Source organism: Variovorax sp. PvP013 (genome assembly GCF_050435945.1).
Lineage (GTDB): Bacteria > Pseudomonadota > Gammaproteobacteria > Burkholderiales > Burkholderiaceae_C > Variovorax.
Map to the genome: position 1 here is coordinate 106,293 of NZ_JBNDLF010000010.1, position 24,784 is coordinate 131,076.

A 24,784-nucleotide genomic window follows, 5' to 3' on the forward strand; every position below is an offset into this window, starting at 1 on the left:
TCGGATCGGAAATGTAGTGACGTTACTACACGATACGAGAAGGAAGAAGACCTCGCTTCTCACCCCGCCAGCAGCGGCTGCCCGACCGTCGCGGAAGCGGGCGGGCCGAACGGGTCGCCACCGGCGGGCAGCGGGTCGCCCCACTGGGCGCGGTTCTGGCGCAGCAGCGTCATGACGTCGTCGGCCATGGCCTCGAGCAGCTTGACCTCGCGCTGGCTCAGCACGCGCGGCTCGACGTCGAGCAGGCACAGCGTGCCCAGGACGTGGCCGGCGGCGTCGCGCAGGGGCGCGCCGGCGTAGAAGCGCACGCCCTTGGCGCCCATGGCCGGGTTGCCGGCGAAGCGCAGGTCGCGGCTGATGTCGGGCACGACCATCGTCTGCGCGTTGGCCACCACGTGGCCGCACATCGACAGCGGGCGCGGCAGGTTCAGCTCGTCGGCCGTCACCGGCGCCACGCCGGAGGCGTCGGGCGTGACCAGCGGGCCGTGGGCGGCGCGCACGTTCTGCCGGTCCTCCTCGATCAGCGAGACCATCGCCAGCGGCACGTCGAAGATGTCCGCCGCGCGCTTGGAGGCGGCCTCGAACAGCGGCATCGCGCGGGTGTCGAGCGCGCCGCTGGTGCGCAGCGCCTCCATCCGGATGCCGTCGTCGGCCGGCGTCTCCGGCACCAGGAAACCCTGGTCGAGCCGGGCGCCGGTCAGGGCGACGATGCGGATGACGGCCTCCGTGACGGAGGTGACCACGGCGTCGGCGCCGAGCGACTTGCAGGCCGCCTCGCCCAGCAGGTCGGCCGGGGCGTTCCACAGGCCCAGGATGATGTGGATGTCGGGCCAGCGCCGGCGCAGGCGGCGGCAGAAGTGGCGCGCCGGCACCTGCGGGTCGCGGCTGAAGTACGACAGCAGCACCACCTGCGCGCCCTTGAGGTCGAGCCGGGCGATGTAGTCGGCGCTGATGGTGGCCGCCGGCCGGTGCTCCGCCGGCAGGCCCTCCAGCGACAGCGCGTGGGCCAGCATGCGCGCGGCCAGGGTGTCGATCTCCCACTTGGCGCCGATGCACACCGTGGTCGGCCGGGCGCCCACCGTGGCGCCGGGATGCTGCTCGGCCACGTCGTCGATGAGCGTCTCCATGCCGATGACGATGCGGTGGCGGTGGTGCGCGGTCGACGCGCTGCCCTGGTCCTGACTGGCCATGCGCAGCACCGGCAGGCCGACCTGGTCGTAGAAGGCCGTGACCTTGACGTTGCTGGTCTGCTCGTGCGCCAGCTCGATCGCCTCCTCGACGTCGCCGGCGATCAGGCGCTGGTAGATGCGCGTCGGGGCGTCGAGCGCCGGCTGGCTGCCCAGCAGCACGTCGAGGAACTGCAGGCGCGGCAGGTAGCGCCCGATCACCAGCAGGCACACCGTCAGCGGCGTCGACATCACCAGGCCGACGGGCCCCCACAGCGCGGTCCAGAAGATCGCCGAGGCCATCAGTGAGATCGCCGACAGCCCGGTGCTCGCGCCGTAGAGCCAGGGCGCGACGAAGTTGCTGCTGACCATCTGCAGCACGCCGATGAGCGCCACCGTCCACAGCACCATGTGCCAGCCGGGGTCGATGGCGAAGGCCAGGGTCAGCGGGAACACCGACGAGATCATCGGCCCGATGTAGGGCACGAAGCGCATGACGATGGCCGTCGCGCCCCACAGCAGTGCCCCCGGGATGCCGATCACCCACAGCCCCAGGGCCAACGGCAGCCCGTAGCTGGCGTTGACCACCAGCTGCATCGTCAGGTACTTGCTGATGCGCGCGCCGGCCTCGTCCATGGCGTCGGTCGAGCGGTGCAGGCTGCCGCCCCACAGGCGCAGCATGCGGTCGCGCAGGTCCAGCCGGTCGAGCAGGATCAGCACCACGAAGACCATCACGATGCCCGCCGTGGCGAGCGGGCCGCTGCCCAGCTTGAGCCATTCGGTCGCGGTCTCGAAAGCGGAGGGTGGCGTCTCCTCGATGACCACGCGCCGCGGCGTCAGGTCGCGCGCGCCCGGGCGCGTCGCGTCCGCCGCCGGCGCGGGCGGCGTCGCCGGGAGGTTGATCTCGCGCCGCAGGGTCTCGAAGGTCTTGGACACGCCGTCGAACATGCCGGGCTTGTCGGCGTCCTCGCGCAGGTCGCGCAGCTTGTCGACGATGTTGTTCTGGTAGGTCGGCAGGCGCGCGCTCAGCGTGCTGACCTGGTTGGCCAGGAACAGGCCGGTCAGGCCGATGAGCACCAGCGTGGCGACGGCCACCACCGCCACGGCCGGCATGCGCGGCAGGCCCAGGCGCTTGAGCCGCACCACCAGCGGATCGAGCACGAAACCCAGGAAGATGGCCAGCGCCAGCGGGATGAGGATGTCGCGGCCGAAGTAGAGCGCCGCGATGATGATGGCGGCGGTCGCCAGGCCCATCACCAGCCGAAGCTCGGGCAGCAGCGTCAGCAGCACGTTGCCGGGATCGTTCATCTGCCGCAGCGAGGCCAGGTGGACCTGCTCGGCGGGGTCCTCCACGGGCTCGCGCGGGCGGGGGGGCGCCATGTCCTGGGCCGTCTTCTCGAAATCTGTCACTGCGGAACTCCGGTGGGGGTGCGCGAGGCGAGGGCGCCGGGGGGCGAGGATGGGAAAGCCGGTGCAACCGGCGGCTTCGAATTCACAATGCGATCACTTCTCAACCAACCGACGAACAGGAGACACGGATGCAGACACAGCAAGAACGACACCCGCAGCGCATCGGCTTGATCGGCGTGGGCCTCATGGGCCACGGCATCGCCTTCAACATCCAGAAGCACGGTCATCCGCTCGCGGTGCTGGCGCACGCAGGCAACCAGCCGATCGACGACCTCGTGGCGGCCGGCGCCACGGTCCTCGACACCCCCGCCGACCTGGCCGCGACGGTCGACGTGCTGCTGCTGTGCGTCACCGGCTCGCCGCAGGTGGAGGCCGTGCTGCTGGGCGAGGGCGGCGCGCTGACGACGCTGCGCCCCGGCAGCGTGGTCATCGACTGCTCGACCGCCATCCCGACGTCGACCGAACGCCTGGCCGCGCGCGTGGCCGAGGCCGGCGGACGCTTCATGGACGCGGCCATGACGCGCACGCCCAAGGAAGCCGCCGAGGGCCGGCTCAACCTGCTGGTGGGCGCCGACGAGGCGCTGTTCGCCCAGTGCCTGCCGCTGCTGAAGTGCTTCGCCGAGAACATCACGCACGTCGGTCCGGTGGGCGCGGGCCACCGCATGAAGCTGCTGCACAACTACGTGTCGCTCGGCTCGGTGGCGCTGATCGCGGAAGCCGCGGCCTGCGCCGCCCGCGCGGGCGTGGCGCCGGAAGTGTTCGTCGACGTGCTGGCCAAGGGCGGCGGCGGCGGCATGGCACTGGAGCGGCTCAAGCCCTTCCTGCTCGCGGGCGACGCGAGCGGCCTGCGCTTCGCGATGTCGAACGCGGTCAAGGACCTGGGCTACTACGCCACCATGGCCGAGGACGGCCACGCCGCGCGCGCCATCGCCGAGGGCGTGCGCCGCACCTTCGACGACGCCGTGGCGCACGGCGACCCGCAGGCGCTGGTGCCCGAGCTGGTCGCGCTGCTCACCCGGCGCGGCGACGGCCGCTGAAGAGGCCGCGAGGACGGCGTCGCGCCGCTTCACGCGAGCACGTCGGCGATGCGGCCGCGCCAGAAGGCCGCATCGGGCAGCGGGCCCGTGCCCGCGCGGGCGTTGTCGGCCATGTGCTCCGGCCGGCTGGTGCCGGGGATCACGCAGGTCACGGCCGGATGGGCGAGCGTGAACTTGAGCAGCACCTGCGCCCAGCTGGTCGCGCCGATCTCCGCCGCCCAGCCCGGCAGCGGCCGCCCGTGCAGCCGGCGCAGCAGGCCGCCGCCGCCGAAGGGCTGGTTGACGATCACCGCCACGCCGCGTTCGGCGGCCAGCGGCAGCAGGCGGCGCTCGACCTCGCGGTCGTCGATGGCGTAGTTGATCTGCAGGAAATCCAGGGGCTCGGCGCGCAGCACGGCTTCCACCTCGTCGAAGGCCGCCGTGGTGTAGTGCGTGATGCCGGCATATCGGATGCGGCCCTGCGCCTGCCAGGCGCGCACCGTGGCGAGCTGGGTGCGCCAATCGACCAGGTTGTGCACCTGCATCAGGTCGATGCGCCGGGTGCGCAGCAGCTCGAAGGAACGCTCCATCTGCGCGATGCCGGCCTGGCGCCCGCGCGTCCACACCTTGGTCGCCAGGAAGGCCGGCGGCTGCGGCGCCGGCGCGGCGGCCAGCAGCTCGCCGGTGGTCTGTTCGGAGCGGCCGTACATGGGCGAGCCGTCGATGACGCGGCCGCCGGCGTCGAACAGCGCGCGCAGCACGCCCGGCAGTCGCCGATGCTCGGCGCTGCCGGGCGCGTGGTCGAAGCCGATCCAGGTGCCGCAGCCGACGACCGGCAGGGCCTCGCCGGAGGAGGGGATGGGACGGGTGTGCATCGGGGAGGCGGACGGCGGCGCGACGGCGGGTCCGGCGGGCGTGGCGGAACCGCCGGGCGCCGGGATCTGGCCGTGGACGGCGGGCGGCAGCAGCGCGGCCAGCGACAGGCCGGCGGCGCGGCGCAGCAGCTGCGCGCGGGTCGGGCCGGGCGCACGGGGCGAGGGGTCGGGCGGAGCGGAATCTGTCATGCCTGCGGGCTGCGGGGTCGAGCGGTGGAAGGGATGCTCCGGTCTACCGGAATTTGTCCCGCCGGTCTGCAAGCCGAAAGGGCCGGATCGCAGCGACGAAGCGACCTTCATGGCAAATTCCGGCCCGGACTTTTCATCCACGCCGGCCCGGCCGGCGACAACGACCCGGAGACACCCCCCATGAGATTCCCGATGCCCCTGACCCGGCGGCTGGCCCTGCCATTGATCGCGACCCTGTTCGCCGCGCCCGTGCTGGCGCAGGGCGCCTATCCCGACAAACCGATCACCGTCGTCGTGCCCCAGGGCGCGGGCGGCGCCAACGACGCCATCGCGCGCATCGTGGTGCAGAAGCTGGCGACGGTCCTCAAGCAGAGCGTCGTCATCGACAACCGCCCCGGCGCCGGCGGCAACATCGGCACCGCCTACGTCGCCAAGGCCAAGCCCGACGGCTACACGCTGGTGCTCACCACCAACAGCGCGCACGTCGTCAATCCGTGGCTCTACAAGAACATCGGCTTCGACCCGGTCAAGGACTTCGCGCCGATCGGCACCGTGGCCACGGCGGGCTACGTGCTGGTGGCCAACCCGGCCTTCCCGGCCAACTCGGTCAAGGAGCTGATCGCGCGCGTGAAGGCCGCGCCGCCGGGCTCGATCAGCTACGCGTCGGCCGGCAACGGCACGCTCAACCACCTGATCGGCGAGATGATCAAGAAGCAGGCCGGCATCGACATGGTCCACGTGCCCTACCGCACCTCGGCGGCGGCGGTGACCGACGTGGTGGGCGGCCAACTGCCGCTGTCGGTGCAGAGCCTGCCCTCGTCGATCGCCTTCATCAAGGGCGGCAAGCTCAAGGTGCTGGCGGTGGCCAACGAGAAACGCATCGCCGCGCTGCCCGACGTGCCGACCCTCGGCGAGACCCTGCCGGGCCTGGGCACCACGCCCTGGTACGGCCTGCTCGCCCCGGCCGGCACGCCGCAGCCGGTGATCGACCGGCTGCAGGCCGCGCTCGCGCAGGCGCTCGACGGCAAGGACGTGCAGGAGCAGCTCGCCGCGCAGGGCTGCGAGGTCTTCAAGGGCACGCCGGCCGCCTTCGCGACATTGATCCGCACCGAGCTGCCGCAATGGGAGCGGGTGGTGAAGGCCTCGGGCGCGACGCTGGACTGAGCGCCGGGCGCCGGCCGCGACGGGAGCCGTCGTCTACCATGCGGCGTTCTGTCCGTCCGGTTGCCCCCGAATGAAATTCCCCCTGCGGCGTCTGTACGAACGCGTCGTCTCCCTCCTTCGCCGGCATCTGCCGTCGCGCCGTGCCCCGGCCGCCCTCGTCACGCTCGTGCCCGAGCGCTGGACCGAGGAGCAGGCCACCCACGAGGGCCGGCGCATCGACTACCGGCTCTACGTACCGCCGCTGCTCTCGGGTCCGGCGTCGCCGCGCGCCCTGGTGCTGATGCTCCACGGCTGCGGCCAGGACCCGCTCGACTTCGCTACCGGCACCGGCATGAACGCGCTGGCGCGCACGCGCAACGTCGTGGTCGTCTACCCCGAGCAGAAGAAGGCCTCCAACTCGCACGGCTGCTGGAACTGGTTCAAGCCCCAGCACCAGCAGCGCGACCGCGGCGAGCCGGCGATGCTCGCCGGCCTGGTGCGCGCGGTGGTGCAGGCCCACGGCGTCGATCCGGCGCGCGTCTACGTCGCCGGGCTGTCGGCGGGGGGCTCGATGGCGGCCATCCTCGCCGACTGCCACGCCGACCTGTTCGCCGCCGCCGGGATCCACTCGGGCCTGCCGCGCGGCGCGGCCGGCGACGCCATGGCGGCGCTGTCGGCGATGCGCCACGGCGTCCGGCCCACCGTCGGTCGCAACGGCGGGTTGCCGACGATCGTCTTCCAGGGCGATGCCGACGAGGTCGTGCATCCGTCCAACGGCGTGGCGATGGTCGAGGCCGCGCGCGGCCTCGACCTGCTCGGGGGTACGCCGGCTCGGCGCCTCCAGGGCGTCTCGGCGCAGGGCAAGCGCTTCACGCGCACCTGCCACGCCGCCACGGCGGTGGCCGGGCCGGTCGAGCACTGGGAGCTGCACGGCATCGGCCACGCCTGGTCGGGCGGCGACGCGCAGGGCAGCTACACCGATGCCGCCGGGGTCTCGGCCAGCGCCGAGATGCTGCGCTTCTTCCTGGAGAACCCGCGCCGGTCGTGAACGAGCCGGCCGGTGGCGTCCTCAGTCGGCCTCGATCTTCGCCGCCTTGATGACCTCCGCCCAGCGCCCGGTCTCGGCCTTGACCAGCGCGTCCATCTGCTGCGGATTGAGGTAGTCGGCCGTCGCGCCCTGGTCCTGCGCCTTCTGCTTGAAGGCCGGCGTCGAGACCACTTTGGCGATCTCGGCGGAGAGCCTGTCGACGATCGGACGGGGGGTCTTCGCCGGAGCGAAGACGCCGAACCACGAGGTGGCGTCGAGCCGGGGCAGGCCGGCCTCGGCGGTGGTCGGCACGTCGGGCAGGCTGGCCAGCCGGGTCTTGCCGGTGGTCGCCAGCACGCGCAGCTTGCCCGACTGGATGTGCGGCACGAAGGGCGGCGCGGTGCCGAAGGTCAGGTCGACCTGGCCGCCGAGCAGGTCCTGCAGCGCCGGACCGGTGCCCTTGTAGGGGATGTGCGTGAGCCGGATGCCGGCCTGCTGCTCCAGCATGGCGCCGGTGGCGTGCTGCAGCGAGCCGTTGCCCGACGAGGCGTAGTTGAGCTTGCCCGGGTTGGCCTTGGCGTAGGCGACGAGTTCGGCCATGGTCTTGAAGGGCAGGTCGGCGCGCACGACGACGATCTGCGGCGCCGACAGCACGTTGGCCACCGGCGTCAGGTCCTTGGCGTCCCACTGCGGCGCCTGCTTGCTGACCAGCGGCGTGATGACGTGGTAGCCCGAGTACTGCATCAGCAGCGTGTAGCCGTCGGGCTCGGCGCGCTTGGCCGCCACCGCCGCGATGCCGCCGTTGGCGCCGCCCCGGTTGTCGACCACCACCGTCTGGCCGAGCGCCGTGCCCAGCGGCACGCCGAGCATGCGCGCGGCGAGGTCGGTGGTGCCGCCGGCGGCGGTGGGCACCAGCATCAGCACCGGCTTGTTCGGGTAGTCGGCCGCGCCGCCCTGCGCCCGCGCACCGGGCGCGGCGATGCCCAGGCCGGCGACCAGCAGGCCGGCGAGCGCGAGCGTGCCGAGCGCGCGCCGGGGCACGGCCGGCGCGACGGTCGTGCCGGGACCGGCGTGGAGCCCCGCACGGCCGTGGGCGTGCGTCGGGAGCGAGGTGTGCGTGGAATCGGTCATCTGGAAGCGGTCCCTGGTCGTGTCTCTGTCGGTAAAGCGCCGGACGGAATCCGGTCGCGGGAAGGTCGAAGCGCGGTGCGGTGCGGTGCGGCCTCAGGTCTCGATCGGCGTGCCGGCGTCGCGCGCGTGCGCCCGGTCGCGCCAGGTCGCGAAATCCGCCGGCGGCACGTGCAGGTCGAGCCGGCGGCCGGCCTTGGCGATCTGGCTGGGGATCTCGTGGCCGATGAGCGCCGGCAGGCGGTGCGCCGCCGCCAGCAGCAGCGTCAGGTCGCAACCGGTGTCGTAGTCCATCAGTTCGAGCGCGTGCACGATCTCCTCGGTGCAGACGTTGCCGCTCGCCCCCGGCGCGTAGGGGCAGCCGCCCAGGCCGCCGAGCGAGGCGTCGAAGCGGTCGGCGCCGGCGTCGATCGAGGCCAGCACGTTGGCCAGGCCCATGCCGCGCGTGTTGTGGAAGTGCAGCGTGAGTTCGCTGCCGGGCAGGCGCGCCCGGAACGCGCGCACCAGCGCCGCGACCTGCGTCGGGTAGGCCATGCCGGTGGTGTCGCACAGGGTGATGCCGCGCGCGCCGGCCTCGACGAAGCGGCTGGCCCAGTCCAGCACCACGGCCGGCGCGACGTCGCCCTCCATCGGACAGCCGAAGGCGCAGGAGAGCGAGACGTTGACCGGCACCCGCGCCTCCTCGGCCATCGCGATCACGCCCGAGAGCGCGGCGAAGGACTGCGCGCGCGTCATGCGCAGGTTGGCGAGGTTGTGCGTCTCGCTGGCCGACATCACCAGGTTGAGCTCGTCGGCACGGGCCTCGATGGCGCGCTCGGCGCCGCGCCGGTTGGGTACCAGGCAGGTGTAGACCACGCCCGGCGCGCGCTCGATCTCGCGCAGCACGACCTCGGCGTCGCGCAGGGCGGGAATGGCCTGCGGCGAGACGAAGGCCGTGGCCTCGATCTTGGCCAGCCCGGCGGCCGAGAGGGCGTCCACCAGCGCGATCTTGTCGGCCGTCGGCACGAAGGCGGCCTCCATCTGCAGGCCGTCGCGCGGGCCGACCTCCTGCAGGTGGAGCCGGCGGCGGGCGCCGCGCCAGACGTCGGCGGCGTCGGCCGTGCCGGGGATGGGGGAGAGGTCGGTGGTCATGCGATGGCTCCTTTGGCGCGCAGCAGGGTGATCTGTTCGGGGGTGAGGCCGGCCTCGCGCAGCACGGCGTCGGTGTCCTCGCCCAGGCGCGGCGCGGCCGAGCGCACGGTGCCCGGCGTCAGCGACAGCTTGGGCACGATGCCGGGCACGTCGATGTCGTGGCCGTCGCGCGTGGTCTGGCGCAGGATCATGTCGCGCGCGCGGTAGTGCGGGTCCTCGTGGATGTCGCGCGCGGTGTAGACCTTGCCGGCCGGCACGCGGGCCTCGCCCAGTCGCGCCAGCACCTCGGCGATGGGGCGCGACAGCGTCCAGGCGCCGATGGCCGCGTCGAGCTCCTCGACGCGTGCCACGCGCCCGGCGTTGTCCTGCAGGTCGGCGGCCGCGGCGAGGTCGGCGCGGCCGACCACCTGCATCAGCCGGCGGAAGATGCTGTCGCCGTTGCCGGCGATGAGCACGTAGCCGTCGGCGCAGCGGTAGGCGTTCGACGGCGCGATGCCCGGCAGGGCGCTGCCGGCGGCCTCGCGCACGGCACCGAAGGCGCTGTACTCGGGCAGCAGGCTCTCCATGACGTTGAACACCGCCTCGTGCAGCGCGACGTCGATCACCTGGCCCGGCCCGCCGTGGGCCTTGCGGTGGTAGAGCGCCAGCAGCACGCCGATGGTGCCGTGCAGGGCCGCGAGCGTGTCGCCGATCGACACGCCCACCCGCACCGGCACGCGGCCGGGCTCGCCGGTGAGGTGGCGCAGCCCGCCCATCGCCTCGCCGATGGCGCCGAAGCCCGGCAGGTCGCGGTACGGGCCGGTCTGGCCGTAGCCGGAGATGCGCAGCATGACCAGTCCGGGGTTGAGCGCGCGCAGGTCGTCCCAGCCCATGCCCCAGCCTTCGAGCGTGCCGGGACGGAAGTTCTCGATCAGCACGTCGGCCTCGGCGATGAGCGCGCGGGCGATGTCCTGGCCCTCCTTGGCGCGGAGGTCGAGCGCCACGGAGCGCTTGTTGCGCGACTGCACCTGCCACCAGACGGAGGTGCCGTCCTGCAGCAGGCGCCAGTTGCGCAGCGGGTCGCCGGTGGCGGGGGCCTCGATCTTGACGACGTCGGCGCCGAACTCGCCCAGGGTCTTGCCGCAGAAGGGGCCGGCGATGAGCTGGCCCATCTCGACCACGCGCAGGCCGGCGAGCGCGCCGGGGGACGCGGCGGCGCCCGGTGCGGAGGAAGCATTGGAATCGGTCATGGAGCGCGATGATGGCCATCCCGTCGCCCGGTGCAAAGCGGCCATTGGCGACGCTGCCATCGCCATCCGCGATGGCGGCACTTCGACCACGCGGTGCGCGGTGTGTAATGGGCCGCCATGAGACTCGACCCCGTTTCGCTGCGCCTGTTCGTCGCCGTCATGGAGGAGGGCACCATCGCCGCGGCGGCGCGGCGCGAGCACCTCGCGCCGGCGGCCGTCAGCCACCGCCTCAGCGAGCTGGAAGGCACCCTGGGCACCGCGCTGTTCCAGCGCAGCAACAAGGGCACCCAGGCGACGGCGGCGGCGCACACCCTGCTGGGGCTGGCGCGCGGCGTGCTCCACGGCCTGGACGACATCGCCGAGCAGATGGCCGGCCACGCCGGCGGCCTGCGCGGTCACGTGCGCGTGTTCGCCAACATCTCGGCCATCACGCAGTTCCTGCCCGACGACCTGCGCAGCTTCCTGGACGCGGCGCCGCAGGTGCAGGTGCACCTGCAGGAGCGCATCAGCAGCGCCATCGCGCGCGCCGTGGCCGACAGCCGCGCCGACATCGGCATCCTGAACGCCGGCGCCCACGGCGAGGCGCTGACCGTGCTGCCCTACCGCGAGGACGAACTGGTGCTGATCGTGCCGCGCGGACATCCGCTGGCCTCGCGCCGCAAGGCGACGCTGCGCGAGGCCCTGGCCCACGACTTCGTCGGCGCGCACCCGGGCAGCGCGGTCAACGACCGGCTGCACCGGGCGGCCGGCGAGCTGGGCCTGCCGCTGCGGCTGCGCATCCAGGTCAGCGGCTACGACGCCATGTCGCTGATGGTGGCCGCCGGCCTGGGGATCGGCGTGCTGCCGCGCCTGAGCGCGCGGCTGTATCTTTCAGCGCTGAATGTCCGCGCCGTGACGCTGGACGAGCCCTGGGCCCGGCGCCAATTGGTGGTGGCCGTGCGCTCGCTGGAGGCCCTGTCGCCGGCCGCGCGCGGCCTGGTCGATCACCTGTGCGGGGCCCGGCCGCCGGTCACTTGACCGGAACGACGATGAGCTTCTCGCCCTCGGGCGTGGTCTTCAGGTTCGCGGCGGGCGCGGGTGCGGCGGCGGCGCCCGCGCCGACCGGTACCCGGATCGACGTCGCGCTGCCCATGCCGTTCTGCGTGGTGAAGACGCTCAGGTAGCCCGGGGCCGTGCCCTGCAGCGTCACGTCGGCCTCGATCGTGGTCGTCCGGCCGGCCGGCAGCGCGCGCGCCGCGCCGTCCTGCAGCAGCGTCAGGCCGCCGTCGGCGGCCAGGCGCACCGAGGCGCCGGTCGGATCGGTCACGCCGTCGAGGACCAGCGTCACGCGCACCGTCTGACCGGGCGCCGTCGCGGGTTCGACCTGGTAGCGCACCTCGATGCCCGAACCGTTGGCCTTGCGCGGCGCGGTCTCCAGGCGCAGCGGCGCCTTGGCGGGGACGACGCCGGCGGACCGGGGCGCGGTGTCGGCGCAGGCCGCGAGCGGCAGCGTCAGGGCGGCCATCAGCAGGCCGGTCGCGATGCAGGCCGGAGGACGTTTCATTGGATGGTGACGTTGAAGCATGGCGAGGCCGTCGAGTTGTTGTAGTCGTGGAGCGCGACGACGACGTCGCCCGCCGGCAGGGTCGCGGTCACGGAGTCCGCGACACCGGCGGCGCGGGCCGTGGACACCAGGCCGACGCCGGTGCCCCAGACCGCGAGGTCGGGATCGGTCCCCGCGCCGCCGTTGACGCCGATGACGTAGCTGCGCGTCGTCGGCGCGGTGAAGCGCAGGTAGGCGTAGTTGCCCAGCCGGTTGAGGGTGCCGGCCTGGTAGTTGACGCAGACCTGGGTGTTGACCCCCACCGTCGCGCCCAGGTAGAGCGGCAGCGCCGAGGCGACGCCGCCGTTGTTGGCCTCGCCCGTGCCGAAGGGGTCGGTCGTCGAGGCGGAGATGCCCTGGCCGCCGAGCAACCCGGCCAGCACCGGGGCGCTGGTGGGCGAGGCGCTGCCGAGGGCGGCCGCGAACGAATGGATCGACGTCACCGCGGCGCCGCGCCGCAGGGAACCCGTGAACGCGTCGTGGATCGGCTTGAAGCCGACCTGGTGGTTGAGGTTCCAGAGGATCGACTGGATCGAGTCCTCGCGGAACCAGCCGGGGTTCGACGTCGGCGGCGTGCCCAGCACGACGCGCGCGCCCTGCTTCTGTCCGGGGCCGAAGGAGTCGGTGTAGTCGGCGCGGTCGAGGGCGATGCCGGACCAGGCATTGCCCCAGCCTTCGGAGAAGGCCAGGCGGCGGTCGAGCAGGTTGGCGGCGGCGTGCGGTCCGCCGGGCGAGTCGTCCCGGCTGAAGCTGGTCTGGTAGTAGTGGCCCCATTCGTGCGCGATGACCGGGGCGTCGTACTCCTCGGTGTCGACGTTCTCGCGGCCCACCAGGTAGATGGCGGAGCCGGAGGCGTTGGTGACGAAGGCGGTGCTGCCGATCTCGCCCTGGGCGATGTCGCCGTTGGCCGCCCGGTTGTTCACGCTCCAGTACACCCGCAGCGGCGGGAACACGGTCGACGGCGCCACCGACAGCACCTTCGCCTGCGTGGTGTAGATCGTGTCGAGGATGGCGAAGGGCGCGGCGGCGCGCGAGGCGCCGTAGGAGCTCCCGGTCCAGCCCGAGGGCGCCGTGACGTTGCGCACGACGGCGTCGGTGCCGACTTGGAAGGCGGGCGTCTCCAGGGTGTAGAGCGCGTTGCCCTGGGTGTTGTCGCGCACCGACACGTCCCATCTCGCGCTGCCGGCGGTCTCCACCATCTGCGCCTTGACGCGCACCGACAACGACGTGCCGGCGGGCACCTGCGCGCCGTAGGCGCCGTTCGCGTCGGTGCGCGCGCTGGCCACCACGGCGCCGGCGCCGTCGACGATGTCGACGGACGCGCCCCGGATCGGCCGCTGCGCGGTCGAGGCGTAGGCGAGCTCGCCGGTGACGTTGGGGACGTAGTCGTAGGTGGCCACGCCGCGCAGCGACACCATGGCCGCCGCCGGGGCGGGTGCCGTCGGTGTCGTCGTCCCACCGGCCGGCGCGGCGCTGTCGCCGCCCCCGCCGCCGCCGCACGCACCGACCATCAGCGATGCCAGCGCGGGCATCCAGAAGCGGCCCAGCCGGGCGAGTGAGGGGCGTCCGGAACGCCGGCGGGCGTTCGGAACGTCGGGATCGTGAGGGAGTGCTTTCATGGGGCGTCGATTGTCTTAGGAATGTTCAGGATAGTCAGGCCGGCGGGAAAGTCCCGACGTCCCGCGGTGGCGCGCCGTGGCGGCGTCGCCACGGGCCGAGGACGGCGCTCAGCGGTCGAGGCGCTCGGCCCAGGCCAGCGCGTCCCCGTGCGAGCGCATGGCGTGGTCCATCGGAATGCCGAAGCGCTCGGCCAGGATCGCCAGCGTCGCCATGTCGTTCTTCTCGCAGGCCCGGGCGATCTGCAGGTAGCGGGCGAGCGGGCCCCGGTCGCGCAGCACGGTGTCGGTCACCGCCGCGGGCAGGTTGAGCATGCCGAGCGCCTGGTCGAGCGGGACCTGCAGCAGCACGTCGAGCATCGAGAACATGCCGGCGATGAAGGCGAGGTCGGCGTCGGCCGGCGGCAGCGATTCGCGCACCAGCAGTTCCATCAACCGGCCCCGCACGACCGCCAGGGTGCTGGCCGCCGGCGCGACGTCGTCCACGCGCGTGCGCGCCAGCAGCAGGGCGGTCCAGCGCAGCAGCCGGGCCATGCCGATGGTCATGACGGCGTGCCGGAACGAGGTCACTTCGCCACGGCGGCCGAAGCCGGCGGTGTTGATGTGCCGCAGCAGTTCGTAGCTGGTGGTCGGCTGCAGCTGGAGCACGGCCTCGATCTCGGTGACCTCGGCATCGCGCGCGACCATGTTCATGAGTTCGAGCAGGCCCGCGTGGCCCACGGGGGTCGCTGCCGCACGGCGTGTCGGTTCGGCGAACCACAGGCCCTCGTACAGCGTTACGCCGGCATCGGCGAGAGCCTTGAAGACGGCCGGCGTGCGCACCTGGACGGCGACCGTCGCCGCCTGCTGCCGGCTCCTGAGCGCCCGCGCGACCGTGGCCGCCCGATCGACCTCCAGCGCCCCCATGTCGAGGACGACGAAGGACGTCAGCGGCATGAAGGCCGCATGGGTGGTCTGCAGCAGCTTGGCGTCGAAGGCCAGCCTGAAGCCCTGGCTCCTGGCCGCCTCGAGCGCGGCGCGCTCCTGCAGCAGGCTGGGGGAGGACATGCCCGCGCTCTCGCGCACGTCGAACACCGTGGTCGCCGGATCGAGGTCGGCGAAATCGCCCGCCGCCAGTTCGGCGCAGGTGCAGCGGACGAAGGTCGGCTTGGCGAAGACGGCGCAGCCGTCCGCGTCCTCGCACCCCTCGTCGTCCCACGGTGCCGCGGGGCCGACGGCCATCGTCCCGTCGCCGGTCGAGCGCAGCGGCGAGGTCCGGTAGCCCGCGACCTGACCATCCGCATCCACCAGGATGCGGCGCATGGCGAGCGGGCGTGCCGGCCGGGGCGTTTGCGTCTGCAGCGGTGGCGCCATGTTCGGTGGAGGGAAGGGAGAAGGGTGGGCGATGGGAAGGCTAGAACTTTCCCCTTGCTTTCCTCTTCGGCCGATCGGCGCCGGGCTTTAGGCCAGTCCGTTGAGGTGTTCGTGAAGGATTGCACAGCCGATGCCGATCAATAGCACGCCGCCCAAGCCTTCGGCCCAGCGTCCGGCGATGTTGCCCAGCACCCGGCCCACCATCACGCCGAGCGTGACCATCACGAAGGTGGTGAAACCGATCGCCAGCGCGACCGGCACGATGCTCACGTCCAGGAAGGCCAGGCCGACGCCGACGGCCATCGCGTCGATGCTGGTGGCGAAGCCGGTGATCGCCAGCAGCCAGAAGCCGTGGCGCGTCGGTTTCTCGCTGTCCTCCTCCGGCGAGGAGTTCAGCGCCGCGAGCACCATGCGCAGCCCGAGCAGACTCAGCAGGGAGAAGGCGATCCAGTGGTCCCAGGACTTGACGTAGCTCGCGGCGGCATAGCCGAGGCACCAGCCGATGAGCGGCGTGAGACCCTCGATGACGCCGAAGATGCCACCCGTTCGCAGGGCCTCGGACCAGCGGGGTTTCTGCAGGGCCGTGCCCTTGATGACGGCGGCGGCGAAGGCGTCGGTGGACATCGCCAGGGCGAGCACGGCGGTGGAAGCGAGATTCATGTGGGAACGTTTTCGGCCGGGCGAGCGCACGGGCACGCCCCGCTGCCCGACCTGCGTCGCGGTGGCATGCCGATGGTCTCGCCGACCGTCGAACGGCTACCCGCGCCACGGCATGCGAAATGCCGAGCATGTTGACGCGAGCGCTTCCAGAAGATGGAAGCTGGCTACTCCCCAAGGGAAGGGAGAGTCTAACGGGTCACCGCCTCCACCGATCCCGTCGCGTCGGTCGACGGCTTCTCGAGCTGTCCGAGTTCAGGCCGCCGAAGGCAGCGATGCCCGGCGGTTGCCGTCCAGCGAGTAGAGGGGCGCCTGCTTTTCCGGGCCGGCGGGTTCGACGACCTTGTCCTCGGTCTCGACACGCTGCGGCCGATAGACCTCGGCCTCCAGACGCTGCACGCGCTCGGCGTACATCCGCGCCAGTGCGCCGTGATGCTCCGCCGCCGCTTCGTGTTCGAGCCGCGCCATCTGGGCTTCATGCAGCATGAGCACGGCCCGTTTGAGGTGCGCGCTCGGGTGGGCGCTGAACAGATTGAAGAACATCGCAGACCTCTTGACCAAGAATCGATGAATGGATCATCTACAACTTTCCCACATACGGCGTGTCAGATGATTGCTATTGGCAGAACAAAGTACTAATTGATTACATCGGCGAAATGAGGTACCCATGCGCCGCCATCAGCGCCGTGTCTGGAGAATCCGGGGTCAACACGTGCGCCGTGCGCGTTCCAGATGGCGGTAGACGGTGCTGCGGTGGACGCCCAGGCGCGCGGCGGCCCGTGCCACGTTGCCGGCCGTCGCGGCGAGCGCCTGCGCGATCTCCTGCTGGGTGACGTCGGCGAGCGGCAGGGGCCGCCCGTCGTCGACGGCCGGCTGCGCGGCGTCGACCCGTCGAATCGATTTCTGTGGCGACGGCGCCACAGCCAGGAGGCGCGCGGGCAGGGCGTCGACGGTGACCTCGGAGCCCGGATCGGCCAGCGCGACCAGCGTCCGCAGCACGCCGACGAGTTCGCGCACGTTGCCGGGCCAGGCATGGCGCTCCAGGGCGTCGAAGGCGTCGTCGCCCAGCGCGAGCCGCTTGTCGCGGCCGCCGGCCTCGGCGAACAGGCGCCGCACCAGCGCGCCGCGGTCGCAGCGCTCGCGCAGGCCCGGCAGGTGCGCCTCGTGGCCGTTGACCCGGAACATCAGGTCGGCGCGGAAGCGTCCGGCGTCCACCAGCGCGGCGAGGTCGCGGTGCGTCGCGCAGACGAGCTGGAAGTCGACCCGCACCGCCCGGCCGCCGCCCAGCGGCTGCACGGTGCGGTCCTCCAGCACGCGCAGCAGGCGGGTCTGCAGGAGCGGCGGCATGTCGCCGATCTCGTCGAGCATCAGGGTGCCGCCGGCGGCCTCGCGGATGCGTCCGATCGTGCCCTGGCGACGGGCGCCGGTGAAGGCGCCCTCGTCGTAGCCGAAGAGCTCGGACTCGATCAGGCTCTCCGGCAGCGCGGCGCAGTTGACGATCACCAGCGGGCCGTCGCGATGCCGGCTCGCCGCGTGGAGCCGGCGGGCGAAGACCTCCTTGCCGACGCCGGTCTCGCCGGTCACCAGCACGGCGACGCCGGCGTCGATCACCTTCACGGCCTGCGCGAGCGCGCGCGCGACCCGCGGATCCTCGTGGGTCGCTGCGGGGTCGGCGTCCTCGATGCCTTCGGGTCGGGCGGGCCGCGACGCCCGGGCGGGGCGGGCCGTCACGGCGGGCGGCACCCGGCAGTCGGCGCCGCGCTGCCGGCGCGCCACCACCGGCCGACCGCCGGGCAGCGCGATCCCGAAGGCATCGCCGCCACCGTCGCGCCAGGCCCGGCCGAACCAGCGGTCGAGCGGCTGGTCCAGGATCTCGTCCATCGACCGCTCCAGCAGCGCCAGCGCGATGCGGTTGGCCGCGACGATCCGGCCGTCGACGACCGTGAGCAGTCCCTCGCGCGGGCTGCCCAGCACCGCCGGCTTGACGTGGAAGCGCAGCACGTCGCCGGTGGCCTGCGCCAGCATCATCCGGTGCTCGATCTGCTGCGAGGCCATGCGCACCAGGCCCAGGGTGTGGCCGTCGATGCGGATGGCGTCGCCGGAGATGTCCAGCACGCCGGCGATCTCGCCGCGCCCGCCGAAGATCGGCGCCGCCGCGCAGCCCAGGGCGCCGTGGCCCGCCAGGAAGTGTTCGCCGCCCAGGATGGCCAGCGGCCGCCGCTCGACCAGCACCGTGCCGATGGCGTTGGTGCCGCACCTCCGCTCCGACCACTCCACGCCCGGCAGCAGCGCGGCGCGCTCGGCCTTGGGCAGGAAGTCGGGACTGCCGATCTCGTCGAGGATGACGCCGGCCGCGTCGGTGACGATGACGACGCAGCCCTGGCCGATGGCGTGCTCGGCCAGCGCGTCGAGTTCGGGCTGGGCGCTCGCGAGCAGCAGGCGGGAGGCCTCGCGGCGTTCGCGCAGGCCGGCCGCGTCCAGCGGCGTCGCCGCCATCGCCAGCACGCCGGCACCGCGCGACCGCGCCCAGGACCGGGCGATGTGCGAGGCGATGTCCTCCTCGGGCACGCGGCCCTGGTTGAAGAACACCTCGCGTGCCCGGTCGGTCCGTCGCACCATGCCCGTCGCATTCGTCATCGGTCGTCTCCTGCGTGTCGCGGTCGCTTGTCGGTTGTCGCATGCCGTCGCATGGCGCGACGGTTGTCGCGCACTGTGTCGCAGTTCGCGACACGGGGCAATGCGGGTTGCAGCCGGTTTCGCACGCGCCGCGCCGCTTCCGGCCCGCGGGCCGCTCCGCCGCCAGGGGAGGCGCCGCAGCGCTCAGGGATAGTCCCTAGGGATTCCGGTACGCCGGTTGCATGGATGGCCATGTCGCGCCGCGTGGCCGACCTTCACCAACGACGACACCACCCTCTCAGGAGACACGACCATGGACATGCTGGAACCCGGCAAATTCGGCACCGAGGTGCCCTTCCGCAAGCGCTACGACAACTTCATCGGCGGCCAGTGGGTGGCGCCGGCGGACGGCCGGTACTTCGAGAACGTCACGCCGGTGACCGGCAAGCCGTTCTGCGAGATCGCCCGCTCGAGCGCCGTCGACGTGGACCGCGCGCTCGACGCCGCGCACGCGGCCAAGGCCGCCTGGGGCCGGACCTCGCCGACCGAGCGTGCCAACGCGCTGCTCAAGATCGCCGACCGCATGGAGCAGAACCTGCCGATGCTGGCCATGGCCGAGACCTGGGACAACGGCAAGCCGATCCGCGAGACCACGCTGGCCGACATGCCGCTGGCGGTCGACCATTTCCGCTACTTCGCCTCCTGCATCCGCTCGCAGGAAGGCGGCATCAGCGAGATCGACGCCAAGACCTACGCCTACCACTTCCACGAGCCGCTGGGCGTCGTCGGCCAGATCATCCCGTGGAACTTCCCGATCCTGATGGCGGTGTGGAAGCTCGCGCCGGCGCTGGCCGCGGGCAACTGCGTGGTGCTCAAGCCGGCCGAGCAGACGCCGGCGTCGATCCTGGTGCTGATGGAGCTCATCGGCGACCTGCTGCCGCCGGGCGTGGTCAACGTCGTCAACGGCTTCGGGCTGGAGTGCGGCAAGCCGCTGGCGTCGAGCAACCGCATCGCCAAGATCGCCTTCACGGGCGAGACCACGACCGGCCGGCTGATCATGCAGTACGCGAGCCAGAACATCATCCCGGTGACATTGGAGCTCGGCGGCAAGTCGCCCAACGTCTTCTTCGACGACGTGATGGCGCGCGACGACAGCTTCCTCGACAAGGCGCTCGAAGGCTTCGCGATGTTCGCGCTCAACCAGGGCGAGGTCTGCACCTGCCCGAGCCGCGCGCTGGTGCAGGAGTCGATCTACGAGCGCTTCATGGAGAAGGCCGTCAAGCGCGTCGAGGCGATCAAGCAGGGCAGTCCGCTGGACATGTCCACCATGATCGGCGCGCAGGCCTCCAGCGAGCAGCTGGAGAAGATCCTGTCGTACCTCGACATCGGCCGCCAGGAGGGCGCCAAGGCGCTGACCGGCGGCGAGCGCAACGTGATGGAGGGCGAGCTCAAGGACGGCTACTACGTCAAGCCGACGATCTTCGCCGGCCACAACAAGATGCGCATCTTCCAGGAGGAGATCTTCGGCCCGGTGGTGTCGGTCACCACCTTCAAGACCGAGGAGGAGGCGCTGGAGATCGCCAACGACACGCTCTACGGCCTGGGCGCGGGCGTCTGGAGCCGCGACGCCAACCGCGCCTTCCGCATGGGGCGCGGCATCCAGGCCGGCCGCGTGTGGACCAACTGCTACCACCACTACCCGGCGCACGCCGCGTTCGGCGGCTACAAGTCATCCGGCATCGGCCGCGAGAACCACAAGATGATGCTCGACCACTACCAGCAGACCAAGAACCTGCTGGTGAGCTACGACGAGTCGCCGATGGGGTTCTTTTGACCAACGACGACGACGACGAACTCGACCTGCGCCGCGTGGTGTGCACGCCGGCGGCGGTGGACCTCATCCGCGCGGTGCGCGCCAGGCACGGGCCGGTGATGTTCCACCAGTCGGGCGGCTGCTGCGACGGCAGCGCGCCGATGTGCTATCCGCAGGGCGAGTTCATCATCGGCGACCACGACCGGCTGCTCGGCGAGATCGACGGCGCGCCGTTCTACATCAGCGGGCCGCAGTTCGCGTACTGGCGCCACACGCAGCTGATCATCGACGTGGTGCCGGGGCGCGGCGGGATGTTCTCGCTGGAAGGGCCGGAGGGCCTGCGCTTCCTGACGCGCTCGCGGCTGTTCACGGACGCGGAGTCGGTCCGGCTCGAAGCGCTGGAGGACGCCCGGCGCGGCGCCCCCGCCGGCTGAGGCCGGGGCTCAGTCGAGAAAGCGCAGCAGGTGGTCGTTGACCGCCGCCGCGCGCTCGAACTGCGCCCAGTGGCCGGCGCCGTCGATGACCACGCCCTGGCGCTGCGGCTGGCCGTCGACGAGCCCCGCGACGAGCGGGCGCGGATCGGCCGTGACGTCGAATTCGCCCCACAGCAGCAGCTGCGGGCCGCCGAGCGCGTCGAGCGCCTGCTGCAGCCCGCTGGCGAGCGAGACCTCCTTGCTGCGAAAGCGCGTGGCGTGGCAGGAGAGGTCGTGGATGGCGAAGGCCAGCGGATCGATCGCCGCTTTGTCGTGCAGCATCAGCGCCGCGAGGTTGTGCAGCAGCGCCGCGCGCTCGGCGTCGCGGTCGGCGGCGGCGCGCCAGTTGACCATCTCCACCGTGAGGCGCCGCAGGGTGCCGTGGCCGCCGCTACCGACCAGCGCCAGGCGGCGGATCGCGCCGCGGCGCAGGGCGAACTGCGAGGCGACGAAGCCGCCGAAGGAGAAGCCGCCGAGGTCGATCGGCGTCGCGCGGTCGACCAGCGTGTCGAAGCTGCCGGCGAGGGCGTCGAGCAGGGGCTCGAGCGCGGGTCGTCCGGGCGCCGGCGCGGCGGGAGCGTCGGACTCGTGGTAGCCCGGCAGGTCGGGAATCCAGACGGCCCGCGTGGTTGCGAGCGCCTCGACGTTGCGTACCCAGTGCATCCAGCTGCCGTGCCCGCCGTGCAGCAGCACGAGCGGGGGCCGCGTGCCGGCGTCGGCCGCCGGGCCGAAACGGCGCCAGCGGATCCGGATGCCCTGCCAGCTGGCGTCGTGGTGGGTCGACAGGGCGTCGATGCGCCGGAGTTCGGACTGCGCGCGCGCGTCGTCCTGGGGATCGAAGGTCTGGAAGTAGGGCACTCCGGCATTGTGCCCAAGGCGCTCGAGCGAGCCGCACTCTCTCGACGGACGACCGGTGAGCCGACCCGTTCGCTCCGACGCCGGTCGCCATGGCCCACGATGTTGCTGTCGGACATCAGCGCACGGATTTCGTAGGCGAATGCGAGTGATTCACATCAACATCGCCTTACACTCGCTGCACATTTCCGGCAAGCCAAGGCGCATCCAGCAGCATCAGCCAGCCGAGTCTGATTTCCGATCTGCAATCTGGAGTTACACCTTGGCCCAAAGAACCGCTCGCCGGCGCGCTGCCGCGCGTCGCGTCGCATCCTCTCCCTCCGCGAGCGTCACGGCGCTGCCCTTGCCCATCGCCGCGTCCGGCACCGGACTTCGCGACGGCGCCGCGCTGCCGCTCGGCGCGTTGATGCTGGCCGCTTCGGTCGGCAGCTGGGCCCAGTCGGCTCCGGCGGACGTCGGCGCCAACCGCACGCTCGACACCGTCACCGTCACCGACCAGGCGGAAGCGCAGGGCAAGGATCAGGTGCAGACCAAGCGCACCAGCATCGGCAAGGGCACGCAGGACATCCGTGACATCCCGCAGTCGATCAACGTCATCACCGAGAAGCTGATCGACGACGTCAAGCTCGACACGCTCAAGGACGCGCTGCACTACTCGGCGGGCATCACCTTCGCGGCGACCGAGAACGGCACCGACCAGGACATCCGCCTGCGCGGCTTCCCGGTCGCCAGCACCGGCGACCTGCTGATCGACGGCATGCGCGACCCCTCGCAGTACGAGCGCGACACCTTCAACCTCGACCGCATCGAGGTGCTTCGCGGCTCGGCCTCGATGATCTTCGGCCGGGGTTCCACCGGCGGCGTGATCAACCAGGTCACCAAGAAGCCGGTGCTGGCCGACCAGACCGACGTCGTCGGCACGGTGGGCTCGCGCGGCTACTACCGCGGTACGGCCGACCTCAACAAGCGCCTGAGCGAGGACTCCGCGTTCCGCCTGAACGCGATGTGGAACAAGGCCGACAACGGCGGTGCCAAGGTCGACAAGTACGGCATCGCGCCCTCGTACAGCTGGGGCATCGGCTCGCGCGACGAATTCAACGTCGGTCTCTACCACCTCAACGTCGACAACGTGCCGCAGTCGGCGGTGCGCTGGGTGGCGAACGGGCAGCGTGGCGTGACCGGCTACGACGCGACGACGCGCGCACCGACCATCGGCAACTTCGGTACCTTGGCACCGGTGCGGCCGGGCACGTTCTACGGCACCTCGGCCGATCGGCTCACGGGCAAGGCGAGCTACGTGAACGGCGCGTGGAACCACATCTTCGACGACGGCAGCGAGCTGCGCACGCAGATCCGTAGCGGCACCTTCGACCGCAACCAGTGGTCGACCGCCGCCGGCGCCGGCACCACGCTCGGCCAGCCGACCACCACCGCCAACTTCGGCGACGCGACGATCCTCACGCGCGCCGGCCTGACGCCGCGCAAGGACCGCTACCAGGGCACCTACGTCCAGAGCGACTACAGCAAGCAGCTCGACTGGGGCAGCACCAAGCACCAGATCCTGGCCGGCATCGACGCCTCCAGGGAGTCGGCCGACCGCTATCAGAACGACGCCTTCACCAACAACGCCATCCTGGGCCGCGGCCTGGGCACGCGGCCCAACACCTTCGTCGGCAATCCGAACGACGGCGCCGGCCTCGTCGGCACGGGCATCGAACCGCTCTATCGCCAGTCGAGCGGCTACTCGGCCAAGTCCTTCGGCGCCTACTTCCAGGACCTGGTGCAGGTCGCGCCGTACTGGAAGGTGCTCGGCGGCATCCGCTACGACCGGCTCAACGGCGATTTCGACCAGTACGGCTACACGAACCCCTCGTGCGTCACCCGCGTGGCGACACCGACCGTCCCCGCGAACACGAACATCGGCACGCCGGTGAACAACTGCGTCGGCGGCAACCAGCTCTATCGTCCGGGCAGTCCGTTGCCGACCATCGCCAGCACCAACCTGTCGCAGGGCGCCTGGAGCTATCGCACCGGCGTGCTGTTCCAGCCCTCGGCCACGCAGTCCTACCACGTCTCCTACAGCACCTCGTTCAACGCGTCGGCCGACACCTATCAGTACGTCAACCAGCAGACCGCCAACACGCCGCCGGAGAAGAGCCGCAACGTCGAGATCGGCGCCAAGCTCGACTGGCTCGACGGCAAGCTGTCCACGCGCGCCGCGCTGTTCCGCACCGAGAAGACCAACGAACGCACCACCGACTCCGACTTCGCGGGGAGTTCCTACCTGCTGTCGGGCAAGCGCCACTCGCAGGGCCTGGAACTCGACGTCGTCGGCCGGCTCACGCCGCAATGGGAGATCTATGCCTCTTACTCGTTCATTCCCAAGGCCACCATCGACGCGGCCGGCAGCACCGTCACGCCCGGCACGGTCGGCTCGCGCGTGGGCCTGACGCCGCGCCAGACCGGCGCGCTGTGGCTGAGCTACCAGGCCACGCCCAAGCTGCGCCTGGCCGGCGGCCTGCGCGGCGCTTCCGAGAACCGGCCGCTGTCCGGCGGCTCCGGTGCGGCCAGCCTGGCCAACAGCACGCCCGGCTATGTCGTCAGCGACCTGATGGCCGAGTACAAGTTCACGCCCGACCTGTACGCGCAGATCAACGTGACCAACGCGACCAACAAGCTCTACGGCGACCAGCTCTATCCGGGCTTCGCGATCGCCGGCGTGCCGCGCACCTTCCTGTTCACGGTCGGCGCCCGGTTCTGACGGACCGCGACCAACCAGCGGCTGTCACCCGATGCTCGTGCACATCCAGGGCCTGCTGCAGGCCGACGAAGTCCGGCAGGCGCGCCAGATCCTGGACGGCGCGCCGTGGCAGGACGGCCGGCTGACGGCGGGCGAGCAGTCCGCGCGTGCCAAGCGCAACGAGCAGCTGCGCGAGGATTGCGAGGAGACGCGCGCCGCGCAGCGCCTGCTGCTGGCCGGGCTCGAACGGCATGCGCTGTTCTTCTCGGCGGCGCTGCCCAAGCAGATCTCGCCGCCGCTGTTCAACCGCTACGGCGGCAGCGCCAACAGCTTCGGCAACCACGTCGACAGCGCCGTGCGCTTCCTGCGCGACGGGTCGGGGAGGGTGCGCACCGACATCTCGTGCACGGTGTTCCTGTCGCCGCCGGAGTCGTACGACGGTGGCGAACTCGTCATCGAGGACACCTTCGGCGAGAAGCGCGTGAAGCTCGAAGCCGGCGACATGGTGCTCTACCCGGGCACCAGCGTGCACCGCGTGCTGCCGGTCACGCGCGGGCAGCGCGTGGCGAGCTACTTCTGGATCCAGAGCATGGTGCGCAGCGACGAGCAGCGGCGCCTGCTCTTCGACATGGACAACCACCTGCGCGACCTGCGCTCGCGCCTGGGCGAGACCGATCCGGCCTGCATCGGCCTGACGAGCACCTATCACAACCTGTTGCGCATGTGGCTCGACGTCTGAACGCCGGGCCGATCGTGCGCAGCACC

The 24,784-nt window shown here is 71.8% G+C and carries 20 protein-coding genes and 1 riboswitch; of the genes, 8 read left to right on the top strand and 12 right to left on the bottom strand.

All coding sequences use genetic code 11. The features are described from left to right. Window positions 1-59: 59 nt before the first annotated feature. A complete protein-coding gene (locus ABID77_RS19820) occupies window positions 60-2,576 on the bottom strand; it encodes an AI-2E family transporter (protein WP_429599542.1) in 2,517 nt (838 codons plus the stop codon). Window positions 2,577-2,704: 128 nt separating this feature from the next. Here ABID77_RS19820 and ABID77_RS19825 point away from each other — a divergent pair, with 128 nt between their 5' ends. Beyond that, entirely contained in the window at window positions 2,705-3,613 is a 909-nt protein-coding gene (locus tag ABID77_RS19825; protein WP_429599545.1) for an NAD(P)-dependent oxidoreductase, read from the top strand. A 29-nt stretch (window positions 3,614-3,642) separates the two neighbouring features. Here the strand turns inward: ABID77_RS19825 and ABID77_RS19830 are convergent, their stop codons facing one another. Continuing rightward, entirely contained in the window at window positions 3,643-4,467 is an 825-nt protein-coding gene (locus tag ABID77_RS19830) for an aldo/keto reductase (RefSeq protein WP_429599620.1), read from the bottom strand. 369 nt (window positions 4,468-4,836) lie between these two features. Here ABID77_RS19830 and ABID77_RS19835 point away from each other — a divergent pair, with 369 nt between their 5' ends. Both ABID77_RS19835 and ABID77_RS19840 read left to right on the top strand, forming a co-directional pair. Next, a complete protein-coding gene (locus tag ABID77_RS19835) occupies window positions 4,837-5,820 on the top strand; it encodes a Bug family tripartite tricarboxylate transporter substrate binding protein (RefSeq protein ID WP_429599547.1) in 984 nt (327 codons plus the stop codon). Between the two features lie 70 nt (window positions 5,821-5,890). Continuing rightward, entirely contained in the window at window positions 5,891-6,847 is a 957-nt protein-coding gene (locus tag ABID77_RS19840; RefSeq protein WP_429599549.1) for an extracellular catalytic domain type 1 short-chain-length polyhydroxyalkanoate depolymerase, read from the top strand. A 21-nt stretch (window positions 6,848-6,868) separates the two neighbouring features. Here ABID77_RS19840 and ABID77_RS19845 read toward each other — a convergent pair whose 3' ends face one another. The 3 genes from ABID77_RS19845 to ABID77_RS19855 all read right to left on the bottom strand — a co-directional run bounded on the left by ABID77_RS19845 (window position 6,869) and on the right by ABID77_RS19855 (window position 10,314). Continuing rightward, window positions 6,869-7,957, bottom strand: a complete 1,089-nt coding sequence (locus tag ABID77_RS19845; RefSeq protein WP_429599551.1) for a Bug family tripartite tricarboxylate transporter substrate binding protein — start codon at window positions 7,955-7,957, stop codon at window positions 6,869-6,871. Between the two features lie 93 nt (window positions 7,958-8,050). After that, window positions 8,051-9,085: a hydroxymethylglutaryl-CoA lyase gene (locus ABID77_RS19850; RefSeq protein WP_429599554.1), complete on the bottom strand. Its 1,035-nt coding sequence runs from the start codon at window positions 9,083-9,085 to the stop codon at window positions 8,051-8,053. Beyond that, window positions 9,082-10,314: a CaiB/BaiF CoA transferase family protein gene (locus ABID77_RS19855; protein WP_429599557.1), complete on the bottom strand. Its 1,233-nt coding sequence runs from the start codon at window positions 10,312-10,314 to the stop codon at window positions 9,082-9,084. Before ABID77_RS19855 ends, ABID77_RS19850 begins: the two co-directional genes overlap by 4 nt. Window positions 10,315-10,431: 117 nt before the next feature. On the opposite strand from ABID77_RS19855, the gene ABID77_RS19860 reads away from it, so the two are divergent. Beyond that, window positions 10,432-11,331, top strand: coding sequence for a LysR family transcriptional regulator (locus ABID77_RS19860; protein WP_429599559.1), 900 nt, complete (start codon window positions 10,432-10,434; stop codon window positions 11,329-11,331). On the opposite strand, the gene ABID77_RS19865 is transcribed toward ABID77_RS19860, so the two are convergent. From ABID77_RS19865 to ABID77_RS19890, 6 genes are all read right to left on the bottom strand, one after another. Further along, window positions 11,324-11,857 carry a hypothetical protein gene (locus tag ABID77_RS19865; protein ID WP_429599561.1) on the bottom strand — a complete coding sequence of 178 codons (534 nt, stop codon included), beginning with the start codon at window positions 11,855-11,857 and terminating at the stop codon, window positions 11,324-11,326. The genes ABID77_RS19860 and ABID77_RS19865 overlap by 8 nt on opposite strands. Beyond that, window positions 11,854-13,515 (bottom strand): hypothetical protein, encoded by a 1,662-nt coding sequence (locus tag ABID77_RS19870; protein WP_429599564.1) that lies wholly within the window; start codon window positions 13,513-13,515, stop codon window positions 11,854-11,856. The genes ABID77_RS19865 and ABID77_RS19870 overlap by 4 nt, the downstream gene beginning before the upstream one ends. 108 nt (window positions 13,516-13,623) lie before the next feature. Continuing rightward, on the bottom strand, window positions 13,624-14,865 hold the full coding sequence (locus tag ABID77_RS19875) for an EAL and HDOD domain-containing protein (protein ID WP_429599566.1): 1,242 nt from the start codon (window positions 14,863-14,865) through the stop codon (window positions 13,624-13,626). An 87-nt stretch (window positions 14,866-14,952) separates the two neighbouring features. Further along, the gene (gene mntP / locus ABID77_RS19880) at window positions 14,953-15,525 is read right to left on the bottom strand and encodes a manganese efflux pump MntP (protein WP_429599568.1); all 573 of its coding nucleotides are present in this window, start codon (window positions 15,523-15,525) and stop codon (window positions 14,953-14,955) included. A 4-nt stretch (window positions 15,526-15,529) separates the two neighbouring features. Continuing rightward, window positions 15,530-15,710, bottom strand: a riboswitch (yybP-ykoY riboswitch). Between the two features lie 67 nt (window positions 15,711-15,777). Beyond that, entirely contained in the window at window positions 15,778-16,065 is a 288-nt protein-coding gene (locus ABID77_RS19885; protein ID WP_429599570.1) for a hypothetical protein, read from the bottom strand. Between the two features lie 162 nt (window positions 16,066-16,227). After that, window positions 16,228-18,159, bottom strand: a complete 1,932-nt coding sequence (locus ABID77_RS19890) for a sigma-54-dependent Fis family transcriptional regulator (RefSeq protein WP_429599572.1) — start codon at window positions 18,157-18,159, stop codon at window positions 16,228-16,230. Window positions 18,160-18,451: 292 nt separating this feature from the next. Between ABID77_RS19890 and adh the strand changes: the two genes are divergently transcribed. Next, a complete protein-coding gene (adh, locus tag ABID77_RS19895; protein ID WP_429599574.1) occupies window positions 18,452-19,972 on the top strand; it encodes an aldehyde dehydrogenase in 1,521 nt (506 codons plus the stop codon). Continuing rightward, window positions 19,969-20,385: a DUF779 domain-containing protein gene (locus tag ABID77_RS19900; RefSeq protein WP_429599577.1), complete on the top strand. Its 417-nt coding sequence runs from the start codon at window positions 19,969-19,971 to the stop codon at window positions 20,383-20,385. Before adh ends, ABID77_RS19900 begins: the two co-directional genes overlap by 4 nt. Window positions 20,386-20,394: 9 nt before the next feature. Here ABID77_RS19900 and ABID77_RS19905 read toward each other — a convergent pair whose 3' ends face one another. Beyond that, window positions 20,395-21,282 carry an alpha/beta fold hydrolase gene (locus ABID77_RS19905; protein WP_429599579.1) on the bottom strand — a complete coding sequence of 296 codons (888 nt, stop codon included), beginning with the start codon at window positions 21,280-21,282 and terminating at the stop codon, window positions 20,395-20,397. Window positions 21,283-21,685: 403 nt separating this feature from the next. Here ABID77_RS19905 and ABID77_RS19910 point away from each other — a divergent pair, with 403 nt between their 5' ends. Both ABID77_RS19910 and ABID77_RS19915 read left to right on the top strand, forming a co-directional pair. Further along, window positions 21,686-24,040, top strand: coding sequence for a TonB-dependent receptor (locus ABID77_RS19910; protein ID WP_429599622.1), 2,355 nt, complete (start codon window positions 21,686-21,688; stop codon window positions 24,038-24,040). 31 nt (window positions 24,041-24,071) lie between these two features. Further along, window positions 24,072-24,758 (top strand): Fe2+-dependent dioxygenase, encoded by a 687-nt coding sequence (locus tag ABID77_RS19915; protein WP_429599582.1) that lies wholly within the window; start codon window positions 24,072-24,074, stop codon window positions 24,756-24,758. The last annotated feature ends 26 nt before the right edge of the window (window positions 24,759-24,784 follow it).